At 32.3% G+C, this 13,616-nt stretch carries 14 protein-coding genes; 5 read left to right on the plus strand and 9 right to left on the minus strand.

Annotated elements, in window-relative coordinates:
* Window positions 1–22: 22 nt before the first annotated feature.
* The 3 genes from tkt to sosA all read right to left on the minus strand — a co-directional run bounded on the left by tkt (window position 23) and on the right by sosA (window position 2,620).
* Window positions 23–2,011: a transketolase gene (gene tkt / locus ACJTHF_RS07305; RefSeq protein ID WP_058591457.1), complete on the minus strand. Its 1,989-nt coding sequence runs from the start codon at window positions 2,009–2,011 to the stop codon at window positions 23–25.
* Between the two features lie 85 nt (window positions 2,012–2,096).
* Window positions 2,097–2,333, minus strand: coding sequence for a DUF896 domain-containing protein (locus ACJTHF_RS07310; RefSeq protein WP_025905900.1), 237 nt, complete (start codon window positions 2,331–2,333; stop codon window positions 2,097–2,099).
* 77 nt (window positions 2,334–2,410) lie between these two features.
* Complete coding sequence (sosA, locus tag ACJTHF_RS07315) at window positions 2,411–2,620, minus strand: DNA damage-induced cell division inhibitor SosA (RefSeq protein ID WP_058591456.1); 210 nt, start codon at window positions 2,618–2,620, stop codon at window positions 2,411–2,413.
* A gap of 144 nt (window positions 2,621–2,764) precedes the next feature.
* On the opposite strand from sosA, the gene lexA reads away from it, so the two are divergent.
* Entirely contained in the window at window positions 2,765–3,385 is a 621-nt protein-coding gene (lexA, locus tag ACJTHF_RS07320; RefSeq protein ID WP_025905896.1) for a transcriptional repressor LexA, read from the plus strand.
* Window positions 3,386–3,690: 305 nt separating this feature from the next.
* On the opposite strand, the gene ACJTHF_RS07325 is transcribed toward lexA, so the two are convergent.
* The 3 genes from ACJTHF_RS07325 to ACJTHF_RS07335 form a co-directional block, all read right to left on the minus strand.
* Window positions 3,691–4,707, minus strand: a complete 1,017-nt coding sequence (locus ACJTHF_RS07325; protein WP_106417270.1) for a CAP-associated domain-containing protein — start codon at window positions 4,705–4,707, stop codon at window positions 3,691–3,693.
* Window positions 4,708–4,725: 18 nt separating this feature from the next.
* Window positions 4,726–5,709, minus strand: a complete 984-nt coding sequence (gene guaC, locus ACJTHF_RS07330; RefSeq protein WP_025905892.1) for a GMP reductase — start codon at window positions 5,707–5,709, stop codon at window positions 4,726–4,728.
* Between the two features lie 91 nt (window positions 5,710–5,800).
* Window positions 5,801–6,739, minus strand: coding sequence for a metal ABC transporter solute-binding protein, Zn/Mn family (locus ACJTHF_RS07335; RefSeq protein ID WP_106417582.1), 939 nt, complete (start codon window positions 6,737–6,739; stop codon window positions 5,801–5,803).
* Window positions 6,740–6,899: 160 nt separating this feature from the next.
* On the opposite strand from ACJTHF_RS07335, the gene rpmG reads away from it, so the two are divergent.
* The 4 genes from rpmG (at window position 6,900) to ACJTHF_RS07355 (ending at window position 10,718) form a co-directional block, all read left to right on the plus strand.
* Entirely contained in the window at window positions 6,900–7,049 is a 150-nt protein-coding gene (rpmG, locus tag ACJTHF_RS07340; RefSeq protein ID WP_049318964.1) for a 50S ribosomal protein L33, read from the plus strand.
* A 203-nt stretch (window positions 7,050–7,252) separates the two neighbouring features.
* Entirely contained in the window at window positions 7,253–8,695 is a 1,443-nt protein-coding gene (locus tag ACJTHF_RS07345) for an amino acid permease (protein ID WP_048543154.1), read from the plus strand.
* Window positions 8,696–8,990: 295 nt separating this feature from the next.
* Window positions 8,991–9,305, plus strand: coding sequence for a hypothetical protein (locus ACJTHF_RS07350; protein WP_025905885.1), 315 nt, complete (start codon window positions 8,991–8,993; stop codon window positions 9,303–9,305).
* A gap of 12 nt (window positions 9,306–9,317) precedes the next feature.
* The gene (locus ACJTHF_RS07355) at window positions 9,318–10,718 is read left to right on the plus strand and encodes a phosphoribosyltransferase domain-containing protein (RefSeq protein ID WP_048542740.1); all 1,401 of its coding nucleotides are present in this window, start codon (window positions 9,318–9,320) and stop codon (window positions 10,716–10,718) included.
* Between the two features lie 49 nt (window positions 10,719–10,767).
* Here the strand turns inward: ACJTHF_RS07355 and ACJTHF_RS07360 are convergent, their stop codons facing one another.
* The 3 genes from ACJTHF_RS07360 to thrC all read right to left on the minus strand — a co-directional run bounded on the left by ACJTHF_RS07360 (window position 10,768) and on the right by thrC (window position 13,615).
* Window positions 10,768–11,574, minus strand: a complete 807-nt coding sequence (locus ACJTHF_RS07360) for a Cof-type HAD-IIB family hydrolase (protein ID WP_088592385.1) — start codon at window positions 11,572–11,574, stop codon at window positions 10,768–10,770.
* 68 nt (window positions 11,575–11,642) lie between these two features.
* Complete coding sequence (gene thrB / locus ACJTHF_RS07365; protein WP_058591451.1) at window positions 11,643–12,554, minus strand: homoserine kinase; 912 nt, start codon at window positions 12,552–12,554, stop codon at window positions 11,643–11,645.
* The gene (gene thrC, locus ACJTHF_RS07370) at window positions 12,551–13,615 is read right to left on the minus strand and encodes a threonine synthase (protein WP_058591450.1); all 1,065 of its coding nucleotides are present in this window, start codon (window positions 13,613–13,615) and stop codon (window positions 12,551–12,553) included. The genes thrB and thrC overlap by 4 nt, the downstream gene beginning before the upstream one ends.
* Window position 13,616 lies beyond the last annotated feature (1 nt).

Here is a 13,616-nt window from a genome sequence, read left to right on the forward strand (position 1 = left end):
GGATGAGGCTTTTTAAGATTCTTTAGAAGCTTAATACTTGGTTTAATACATTTTCTTTTGTAAATCCGTATTTTTCAACTACTAAGTCGCCAGGCGCACTTGCACCGAATGTATCAATTGTAATGACTTTTCCTTCAATGCCAATATATTTATGCCAACCTAGAGAAGATGCCATTTCGATTGCTACACGTTTAGTGATTGATGCTGGTAATACTGATGCTTTATATTCAGCATCTTGTTGATCAAATGCATGCCAGTTAGGTAATGATACAACTTGCACACCTTTACCTTGTGCTTCGATATCTTTAGCTGCATCAACAGCTAATGAAACTTCTGAACCAGATGCTAGTAGTAAGTATTCAGGTTCGATTTCTGAACGATATACAACATATCCGCCTTTACGAACACCTTCTTCTAACACTGATTCTTCAACATCTAAAGCTGTTAAGTTTTGTCTTGTTAACACTAAAGCTGTTGGTGTCGTTTCAGATTCTAAAGCTACTTTCCATGCTACTCTTGTTTCGTTACCGTCTGCAGGGCGAATAACGTTTAAGTTAGGAATCGCTCTTAATCCAGCTAATTGTTCAACTGGTTCATGTGTTGGGCCATCTTCACCAACAGCAATTGAATCATGTGTGAATACAAATGTTGAAGGTACGCCCATAATTGCTGAAAGTCTTACAGCTGGTTTCAAGTAGTCACTGAATACGAAGAATGTTGCACCATATGGTTTAACACCACCGTGTACTGCCATACCATTAACTGCAGCAGCCATACCAAATTCACGAACACCAAACCAAACATTGCGTCCTTCTGGAGTTTCGCTACTAAAGTCAGCTTCATCTTTAACATTTGATTTGTTTGAAGATGCTAAGTCAGCTGAACCACCAAAGAATGCAGGTACTGATTTACTTAATGCTTGAATCACTTCACCTGAATCCGCACGAGTGGCACTGCTATTTCCAGCTTCATAAACTGGTAATTCTTTATCATAATCAACAGGTAATTCATTAGAAATGGCTTGTTTAAATGCTTGTCCTAATTCTGGATAATCATTTGTATAAGCTTCGACTAATTTTTCCCATGCTACTTCGTCTTCGTTTGCACGTTTAAGCATTGTTTCACTGAAGATATCATATACTTCTTGAGGTACATTAAAGCGTTTAGAAGGATCTAAACCGTATGCTTTTAATGCTAATTCACGTTCTTCTTCTCCTAATGGAGCACCATGCACGCCATTAGTACCTGCTTTATTAGGCGCACCATAACCGATAACTGTTTTAACTTCGATTAATGTTGGGCCTTCTAATGTTTTTGCTTCAGTAATCGCTTTATCAATAGCTTCTAAGTCATTACCATCTTCAACTAAGATATAGCTCCAACCATATGAAGTGAATCTTTCTTTAACATTTTCAGAGAATGCTTTATTTAACTCACCATCTAATGAAATATCATTAGAATCATATAATGTGATTAATTTATCAAGGTTTAAGTGACCTGCTAATGAAGCTGCTTCATGAGAAATACCTTCCATTAAGTCACCATCACTTGCTAAAACATATGTGTAATGATCTACTACATCGTATTTATCTTTATTAAATTTACCTGCTAAGTGTTTTTCAGCCATTGCCATACCAACACTCATTGCAAAACCTTGTCCTAAAGGTCCTGTTGTAACTTCTACACCATCAGTATGTCTAAATTCTGGGTGTCCAGGTGTTTTAGAATCCCATTGTCTGAAGTTCTTCACTTCTTCAAGTTCTAAACTACCTGAAACGTGTAATAAACTATATAGTAATGCAGAACCATGTCCAGCAGATAAAACAAAACGGTCTCTATTAAAATAGTTCTTAGATTGTGGATTGAAATTTAAATGCTTAGTCCATAATGCATATGCCATAGGTGCAGCACCCATTGGTAAACCAGGATGTCCTGAGTTAGCTGCTTCAATAGCATCTATACTTAAAGCACGGATTGAATCTACTGCAAGTTGATCTTTTTCATTAAACATAAATGTAGTCTCCTTTATTCTTGTAATCCCTTTTCATTATACATGAAATTTTTTCAAAAATTAATTATTATTACTTAATTTATACTTACTTTCTTATATTATTATTTTTTTGAATTTCTTTTACCTTATCAGGAGTTACATCATTACCTTCTGGATCAATGATTTTAGTATTCTCGATTGTATTTTTAAAATTCCCGCGGAAAGCTTGTAAATACTCAGCGCGTAATTTTGTTTGTTCTTTAGCTTCACTATCTGTTAAACCTTCAGATTTCTTTTTGTTCGCTAATTCATTAATTCTTTCTATTTTTGCTTTATCTAGCATAATATCCCCACTTTCTTTATACATAAAAGATACCAAAAAACACGAGTAAATCCAAATGGATTTACTCGTGTTTAAATTCAATCTATTGACCCTACTAATGTATTGGAATCAGATATATGGTTATGTTGTTTATCGCTTTGTTGTTTAATTTGATGATCGGTCATTTCGTACGTTTGTTCTGTATTATAAAGATCATTAGACTGAGCTAAATATAAATATCCAATTAATAAAGTCATTAAGAATACTGCTATATACACTAATATTGTCTTCTTAATTGTAATTGTCATACTCAATTCCTCCTAGAACGTTTGTTTGTATTATTATAATAACAGAACAAATGTTCGTAGTCAATAAAAATACGAACAAATGTTTGTTCAAAGGAAACGTATGTGCTATAATAAATTTAAATAATTAATTGGGAGCGTGCGACTATGAAAGAATTAACTAAACGTCAATCTGAAATATATCAATTCATCAAACATATAGTACAAACGAAAGGCTATCCGCCTAGCGTACGTGAAATTGGTTTAGCAGTCGGCTTAGCGTCAAGCTCTACAGTACATGGTCATTTATCAAGACTAGAAGAAAAGGGCTACATTAAACGTGATCCAACTAAACCACGAGCAATAGAAATCACAGAAACAGTTGGAGAGAACATTAACCAAGAGAACACCATTCACGTTCCAGTTATCGGTAAAGTTACAGCAGGTATACCTATTACGGCTGTAGAGAATGTAGAAGAATACTTCCCATTACCAGCACATTTCACATCAACACATAATAGCAATATCTTTATATTAGATGTTGTCGGTGATAGCATGATTGAAGCTGGTATACTAGACGGCGATAAAGTAATCGTACGTAGTCAATCAATCGCTGAGAATGGTGATATCATAGTTGCAATGACAGAAGATGATGAAGCTACAGTTAAACGTTTTTACAAAGAGGAAACGCGATATAGACTTCAACCAGAGAACAGTACAATGGAACCTATTTATTTAGATAACGTTACAGTATTAGGTAAAGTTGTTGGATTGTTTAGAGAAATGTAACATAACAAAAAGGAGATGCGATTGCATCTCCTTTTTTCATATTCCCTTTATCGAGTTCTTTCTTTACTTGTCATATATTTATGATACATCTTTTTTATTTAATAATTCTTTAATACGTTCTAAGACATCTAAATCTTTTCGTTTTATTTCTTTATTTTCCATGTAAAACTACCCCTTTATATGTTATTTCACCAATCAAAATTACTAGAAACAACATGTGTTAAACATTTAAGGAAATATGAAATATTGACTTTTCTCGATTTAATTATATCAACGTTGATAAGATAATATCATTTATCTCTTTTCTATTGTTGCGTGATGTAGTTCTCCGTCCAATATGGCTGTAATTCTTCACCAATATCAACACCTACACCTAATTCTTTATAATCTTTATTTAAAATGTTTTTTCTATGTCCAAGTGAATTCATGAGACCATGATGTGCATATATACTACTGATTTGACCATAAGCCAAGTTTTCCCCAGCTGTTACATATTTAAAACCATCTCGATCTAATCTATCAAATGGAGACATACCTTGTTTGTTATTATGATCAAAATAATCATTATTCACCATGTCTTGACTATGCTTTCTTGCAGTTTCGCTAATACGTTCATTATAAGTTAATGTTGGTAATCCAAACTGTACTCTTTCGGCATTTACAAGATCAAAGTTTTGTAATTCTAAAGCTTTTTTGTATTCATCAGATGCTGCATGATACTGATTCGTTCGCTTATCTTCAGTTGATGATGCAATCTGCATGAGACCTTTAATTTGATTATTTTCATGTTTATCATAAAACACGGTTGTATAGATGTTATCAAATTTGAAAACATCATAATCTTCATCATTTTGTATGAGTTTCACTTTTTCTTTTTCTATTGCTTTCACAGGCTCACCAAGTATAGAACGAACTTTATCTTTGTTCATTTTACTTGTGATACCTTTTTTAGAAGTTATAAGGTCTTGGTTTGTATATAAACCAGTTACTTTGTCATGATCATAACTTACCATCACAAATTCATGATAGTCGTTATGATACACATGCCATTTCTCGTTATATTCATTAACCGTTATACGCTTAGGTTTACCAAGTTTCTTTTCTACTTCGCTTTTTGTTTGATTGATTTGAATATTATTAATCGCAAATTCTTGGTCATCTGGTGTCTTCAGTTCAACCTTTTTAGCTGATTCTTCGTGTTGTAATCCTTGTTGAACATTCAATACTTTTTGCCCAATTTGTCTAGACAAATCTGATTCTGGGACTGGCTTGATAAGTGTTAAGCATAATAGCAACATAAATAAAAAGAATACTTTTCTCAAGTCGTCACCTCTCTTGTTTTAGCCGCGATCACTGTCACCATTAAATATTGAATTACGAACAATTACATAGTCTACTTTTGTAATAGAATGTAGATCTTTTCCACCTGCATATGAAATAGAACTTTGTAAATCTTGTTCGATTTCAATTAACGTATCTTTTAGAGAGCCTTTATGTTCTACAAACATCTTTTTACCCTCTACATTTTTACGCTCACCTTTTTGAAATTCAGATGCACTACCGAAATACTCTTTATATAGTTTACCTTCTAATTCAACTGTTTCACCTGGAGATTCTTCATGTGCAGCAAATAATGAACCAACCATTACCATACTTGCACCAAACCTAATAGATTTAGCAATGTCACCGTTAGTTCTAATACCACCATCAGCAATCATTGGTTTTCTAGCAGCTTTACTACAAGCGTTAATTGCAGCTAATTGCCATCCACCAGTACCAAATCCAGTTTTAATTTTTGTAATACATACTCTACCTGGTCCGATACCAACTTTTGTTGCGTCAGCACCCGCATTTTCAAGTTCACGAACACCCTCAGGTGTACCAACATTACCTGCAATTACAAATGATTCAGGAATATGTTGTTTAATATGTTTAATCATTCTAATAACTTGCTCAGAATGACCGTGTGCAATATCTATTGTTATATATTCAGGAACAAGCCCTTCATTAGAAAGTTGTTCTATAAAAGTATATTCATTGTCTTTAACACCTACAGAAATTGAAGCGAATAAGTTTTGGCTTTGCATTTTTTTGATAAATGGAATACGTCCTTCTTCATCAAAGCGATGCATGATATAAAAATAATCATTACTAGCAAACCATTCAGCTAGTTCTTCATTCATGACTGTTTGCATATTGGCAGGTACTACTGGTAATTTAAATGTCTTTGGACCAAATTTTACAGTAGTATCACATTCAGAACGGCTTTCTACTATACATTTATTTGGTATTAACTGTACATCTTCATAATCAAAAATTTTCATATCAATAACCTCTTTCACAACTATTAATAATAATCCATTAGTTACTATACATGGTTAAGTAGTAAAAGTAAACGAAATAATACTATAAATATTATTTATTTAGAGCTTTATCAAGAGTTTTGATATTTTCTTCCATTAAAGACTGATATGAAATATTTTTTTGTTTTGCTTCATCTTTAGTTAATACTTCTAAATTATGAAATTTTAACGGTTTACTTTTTGTATCTTTCTTTATAATATCTGTCATTTTTGAACTAACATTTTGTTCATATAAAATATATGGAGATTTCGAATTGTTAATATCTTTAATAATTTCTAATATTTCTTTTTGAGTTGGTTCTTCATTATTCATGCCTGTGACACCTTTTTGTTTAAAATGATATCTGTTAGCTAAATAACCTAGAGAATCATGAGAAATAAATACTGTATCTCTTTTTGTATTTTTCGTTATGTTTTGTAAACTTTCATCAATTTCGTTTATATCTTTAATGAGGTCTTGATAATTTTTTTGATAATAATCTTTATGCTCTGGATCCTTTTGAATGAGTTTTTCTTTAATGGATTTAGCCGCTTCTTTATTGACAATTGGGTCTAACCAAATATGTGGATCATTAGCACTTTCTTCGTGTTCATGTTCATGCTCTTCTTCATCATGCTCATGATGATGTTCTAAAATATGACTTTCTTTCAAATTAGCTACCGCTTCTAATTTATGATCATCACTTTTAATAGTAGAACTAATTTTTTTAGCTACTGGATCTAATTCATTTGAAGAATAAATAAATAGATCACTTTTAGCGATATTGAGTATTTCTTTTTGAGTTGGCTCATAGTTATGTAAATCTGTACCGCTTGGGTAAATAGAATTGGCATCTACATATTTGCCACCAATTTGTTTAGCAAAGCTTTCATATGGAAAGTTTGTAGCATAGATTTTAATTTTGTCATCCTTTGATGTTTGGTTATTACAACCTGCAAGGATGAACGCCATCATTAATAGTGCACCAACTATAATATATATTTTTTTCATATTTTAACTCCTACATGATTATTTGTTTTAATTATAACAATATACGCTTTTACACATCATATCGCAATTATATAATACACATATTTTTGCATTGAAAACTCATTTGTATTATGCTAAAATTATAAAACGTAACGATTACTGAATAGAAAGGCTGATGAACATGCGTGTCAATATCACGTTAGCATGTACTGAATGTGGCGACAGAAATTATATTACAACTAAAAACAAACGTACAAATCCTGAACGTATTGAAATGAAAAAATACTGTCCAAGATTAGGTCGTCACACTTTACACCGCGAAACTAAATAATTTCTTATTTTATAAGAAAATATACGACAAAGAAGTCAATTCATACATTTGAAATGACTTCTATTTTTATACATTGAAACTTTATGACTTTAAAGCATTTATGCGTTAAAAGTTTTTGTTGCTTATTTACTGAAATACTAATAAAATAATATGTATATTTTATTTACAGATAAATTGTACTATTAGAAAGCAAGGTGAATTATATGGAAGAAATGAAACGAGGATTAAAGACTAGACACATATCAATGATTGCCATTGGTGGTTCAATTGGTACTGGTTTGTTTATGGCGAGTGGTGCAGTCATCACTCAAGCAGGACCTGGTGGTGCACTTATAGCTTATTCTATTATTGGTGTTATGCTCTACTTTTTAATGACAGCTATAGGAGAACTTGCAACTTTTTATCCAGTTTCTGGTTCATTTAGTGCATACTCAAGTAGATTTATAGATCCGTCAGCAGGATTTACTGTTGGTTGGCTTTATTGGGTAATTTGGGCACTGGTAACAAGCGTCGATATATTAACTGCAGCAAAAATCATTACATACTGGGATATATTCCAAAATATTAACCCGTTTGTATGGAGCATTATTTTCTTAATCATTCTATTTTTATTAAATGCTTTTACAGTTAAAGCATTTGGTGAAGCTGAATATTGGTTAAGTTTTATAAAAGTTGCGACTATTATCATCTTCTTAATAGTTGGTGTTCTTGTGATATTTGGAATATTAGGTGGAAATGAACCATTAGGATTATCAAACTTCACTTATAAAGAAGCACCATTCGTAAATGGTATTTCTGGTTTCTTAGGCGTACTACTTGTTGCTGGATTTAGCTTCGGTGGTACAGAAGTAGTAGCCGTAACAGCTGGTGAATCTGAAAACCCTAAAGAATCCATGCCAAAAGCAATTAGACAAGTATTCTGGAGAATTTTATTATTTTATATTTTAGCAATCGCTGTGATTGCAGCAATTATTCCATATACTGATCCATTGTTATTAAATAAATCAAACACTGTAACACAAAGTCCGTTTACAATCGTATTTGATAGAGTTGGTATAGCATTTGCTGCTTCCATTATTAATGCAGTTATTTTAACAGCACTTATTTCAGCTGGTAACTCAGGCTTATATGCTACAAGTAGATTACTTTACTCACTTGCTCAACATAAGCAAGCACCTAAGTTTATCAATAACTTAAATAGAAACAATATGCCGTTCGTTTCATTATGCGTCACAATCGTATTAATTTTCGCGTCTATCGTATATGCAACGATTAACGCTGATGGTTATTATAGATTGTTGAATATGTTAGGCGCACTTGTTACTTTAGTTTGGCTAATGAGTATTATCAGTCATATTCGATTAAGGATGGCCATTAAGAAACAAGGCAAATCAGCGACAGATACACTTGAATATAAAGCACCTTTATATCCATTAGGACCAATCATCGTAATCGCTGTTATAGCATTCTTATTAATCGGTCAATCATTTGATAGCATTATGACATTGAACTTCCCAGTATTAATCGAATCATTCTTACCGATTATATTAGGTTTCGTAGTATACTTTATTCATAAATTCACAACGAAATCAAAAATTATCAAACTTGAAGATATTGATTTAAGAAAACACCAATATAAGAAATAATTTTTAAAAGCGCCACTCAATCAACTTGAGTGGCGTTATTTATATCTAAAATTTTGTTCGTGCATGCTTTCCTTAGATACACTTCTGCTGACTTTTGTTACTATGGCGCCTCTTAGTTACACTTCTGCCTACTTTTGTAACAATAAATCCTACACAAAATATCATTCCCCTAATCCCGAACTCCCTTGTTCAAAACGTTTATAAAAATTTGCTAACTATAATCTACTTTTTCATATCGCGATATATATAGTATAATAAATATTAATGATAATTTTAGAATAAAGAAGGTGTAAATATGACAGGTCAAACTAATTTATTTGATGATGTTATGGAACAAGATGAACGCTTTGTCATTGTTGTTCAAAGCATTTATGACACACATGCTCAACTCGTTAAGAAGACACTTAGAGAATATACAAGTTTAACTCGGGAACAGATGCAATCATTATTTGATCATCTTAAAGATTTATATTTAAATGAACCATTTGAAGAGAATCAAGCATTTTTTGATATTACTGTTTATACGAACCAAGACTATGCAGCGGACCAAATTTATGCGCATATTAAGAGAAAGAAATTCAGCCATGAATGGACGCATACAAGTAAATAAAGGAGTAATCACATGTCCCAAGTAAGTAAAGTTTTTCCTTTAGATAACGAACAGCAAGTTGAAGTGAAAGTTAAAGAAAATAGATTTGATTTTGAAATAGATGAAATGCTCGCAATTACACAAGAAGAACATTCAGAATTTCCATTTATACCAGTATCTCCTTGTTTAGGATATTCTAGAGGATTATATCCAGAGCATCCTTTACTTGTTGGTTTATTATTAGGATTCTTATATCATGAGTCGTTAACAGGCGAAACGGATGAACGTATTCAAACGATCGCTAAAGCTATTAACAGTAAAAATCGCAGTAAAATGATTCAAGCCTTAAATATGGTTGAATCTAATAAACTTGGTCACTATCCACCAACAAGATTTTTAGGCTTAAGTGAACGTGCTGTCAATTTAGGACAATCGATTTTTAGTTTATTTGATGATGATGTGATGTTCTTAGCTTCTACACGAGATAAGATTATTTCTCATCCACCATTATTAGATCATAGCGATATTGTTGATCCTCAAGAACGTTTATATTTCTATACGAAAGATAAAGACTTCTTTGATAATGATGAACGTGTCGCAATCATTGATAATCATTTATTAAATGGTAATTCTGTACTAAATCTCATTAAAAAGATTTATGATAAATGTCCTGAAAGAGAAACATTCACTGTATTAACACCTATTGATTTAAGATCTCAAAGTGTTAAAGAAGCATTCTCAAGTTTGGAAAAATCTTTAAATATTAAAATCAACATCATTTCACTTATGTCGTTTGATGTAGAAATTACAGCTATTGACCATGAGACGAAAGATTTAATTCAAAATGAACTACTAGATAATCAAAAACACGATACGAAAGTTCAATATTACTCATTAAGAAATGTCATAAATGATCATTTTATTGTAAAAGCACAAAACATGCTGCGTGATGGTACGATTCACGATAATCCATATTTTATTTCAACAGGTAGATTCACTTTAAATGGTAAAGAACAACAAGTATCTGAAGATCTATTTCAACGTATGGGAGAATTATTGAATGACTTTTTAGATGATTCACCTAAATTTGTCATTGGTATAGGAGAATTCTTATACGTTCCACTTCAAATTGCTCGTTATTTACCTGGTAAAGAAATACGTGTACAAGGTACTACTCGCTTTAATTTTGATTCGAGTACATTAAGACACTCTAATAAAAAAATTAGCTTTATGTCTCCATTGGAAAGAACAATCACACATTATTTATACAATTTAGAGATTGATCAGTACGAACAAATCATCGTATTTGTTGAAAGGCTGAGACATAAGACTGAAATTGATGATATTGTACAACAATTAAAAATTCTTGGGGCAAAATCAATTCTAGTAATTGAAATGACTTCAATCGCATTTAATGAAGATCGTCACGAATAATAAAAAGCAGTTCAAATCTTAAAAATTTAAGGTTTGAACTGCTTTATTTTTATGCATTTAATATTTTTTCTAACGCTGTTACAATACCATCATGGTCATGGTCGTCTGTAACAACATCTGCAATACCTTTAATCGTATCGTTCGCATTTCCCATAGCAACACCAACTGCTGCTCTTTCTAACATGTCAGAATCATTTAAACTATCACCAAAAGCTATCACTTCTGAGAAATCCGCATCAATTTGATCAAACAATCTTTGCAACGATTTCCCTTTAGAAACTTCACTATTCATGAATTCTAAAAAGTACGGTTTACTTATTGTTGATGACACTTGGTCATTAAATTTACCATTCAACGCTTCATTTGCACTTGCAATATTCTCCTCGAAATCAACACCCATTATTTTTGGAACATCACCTATAATAGCTTCTTTAATATTATTAACTTTACTCATTGGAAGACCTGTTAATTCACTTTCAATGTTCATATAATCATGTGTCGTATCATGAATAATTTGGTCATTTAAATATGTTAAATAAAAGAAATTATGACTTCTACAATAATCAATAATATCGTGTGCATCTTTTTGACTAATTGTTTGATTAAATAGGATACTTTGGTCTTCAGCATTTATAACAAAAGCACCATTGTAACTTACAATATAACCACCATAGCTTTTTAAATCTAGCACTTCTGCATGCTTAATCATACCTGCAGTTGGTCGCCCCGATGCAAGTATTAACTTCATGCCTTCTTTTTGTTTCTCCATTAAGTATTGATATGTTACTTCACTTATTTCATTCTTAGAAGTCAAAAGTGTATCATCCATATCCATTACGATGTATTTATATGTCATGTTGTTCTCCTTAAATATAATAATGCTTATATTCTATCATACATAGAATATAAGCATCTCACTTTTGTTTATAAGTTTATGATTTTTTGACTAATACCATAACGATTAATGGTTACCAATTCTGATTCGTAATCTTCAAATTCATCTTGTAACGCCCTTACAAGTTTACCACTCAATTCTTTTTTGACGAGCGTTAATACAGTTGGACCAGCACCACTAATAACAGTCGCATACGCGCCATGTTCTATAGCTAATGCTTTAATACGTTCAAAATCAGGGATCAAATGTTGACGATAAGGTTCATGAAAACCATCTTTCATCATCATCTTTCCAGCTAATTCATAATTATGTTGAATTAATGCACTAATCATCGTGTTGCTTATTGCACTATATTTAACGGCATCTTTTAAAGATAGTGTTTCTGGTAATACTTTACGCGCTTTCTCTGTTGATAGCTCATACTCCGGTATTGTAGCAATAACATCAACTTTTGGTATATCTATATATGATACATCCGTATGTTTAGCTTCTGGATCATATACCCCTAAGACTAATCCACCATAAATTGTTGGGGCAACATTATCTGGATGTCCTTCAATTTCAGTTGCAAGTTGTAGTAACTCATATTTAGATAACTTTAAATTCGCAAAATAATTTGCAAGAAATAACCCCGTTACGAGCGCAGATGCTGAACTACCTAATCCTCTCGCAAGTGGAATATCGCTATACATTTTTAAATTTAATGCTGGCATTTCTTTCGAAAATTTCTCTGTAGCAGTTTGTGCAATTTTAGTAATATAATGTTCCTCATTAACAGGTAAACCTTTCAGATGAGGTCCAACATGCTCAAAATGCCATTTTCCATCTTCGGACAGATACGCTTCTACTTCTAAATATTTATCTAGAGCCATTCCGATTGAGTCGAAACCAACCCCAAGGTTAGCAGTTGAGGCTGGTACTTTAAGCTTTAATTTCTTCATTTTAATGCACGCTCAATATAATCAATAATTGCTTGTTCGTCATTTTCTAATGGTGTAATTGGCGAATCAAGTAAATCAATAGCAGTATCAGGATCTTTCAATCCATTTCCTGTTAAAATTGCTACAACAGTTTGATTCGGCTCTAATTTACCTTGTTCATGCAATTTCAACAAACCTGCAATTGAAGCATTACTTGCTGGCTCACTGAAGACGCCCTCTTTACTTGTCATAAGTTTGTATGCTTTAAGAATTTCTTCATCTGTCACACTATCTATTAATCCATTTGATTCATCACGTGCTGCCTCGGCCAATTTCCAACTAGCTGGATTCCCAATTCTAATCGCAGTCGCTACTGTCTCTGGATTTGTTACAACTTTACCTTGTACGATTGGAGATGCACCTTCAGCTTGGAAACCGCACATAACAGGTAGACCTGATTGATTTAATTGATGATATTCTTTAAAACCTTTCCAATATGCTGTTATATTTCCAGCATTTCCAACTGGTATCGCAAATAAGTCTGGTGCTTTACCATCTAATTGCTCTACAATTTCAAATGCACCAGTCTTCTGCCCCTCAATTCTATATGGGTTTACAGAGTTTACAAGTGCTATTTCACCTTTTTCTGCAACTTTTTTAACGATATTTAATGCTTCATCAAAATTCCCTTTAATTGATACAATTTCAGCACCGTACATAACTGCTTGTGCTAATTTACCAAGTGCTATTTTACCTTCAGGAATAACAACAATTGCTTTTAAACCTGCTCTAGCAGCATAAGCGGCAGCTGAAGCTGATGTATTACCAGTAGAGGCACATATCACGATTTTTTTACCTTCTTCTTTCGCTTTTGCAACTGCCATTACCATACCTCTATCTTTAAAAGAACCTGTAGGGTTAAGACCTTCAAACTTAGCGAATAAATTAATATTCAATTTATCAGATAAATAAGGTAAATGAATTAATGGTGTATTACCTTCATTTAAAGTCAATTCTGGTGTTCCTTCGTTCACTGGTAAATATTCTTTATAATTATGAATTAATCCTTGCCATCTGCCCATA

It is taken from the genome of Mammaliicoccus sp. RAM2, from assembly GCF_045897195.1.
GTDB classification, from domain to species: Bacteria; Bacillota; Bacilli; order Staphylococcales; family Staphylococcaceae; genus Mammaliicoccus; species Mammaliicoccus sciuri.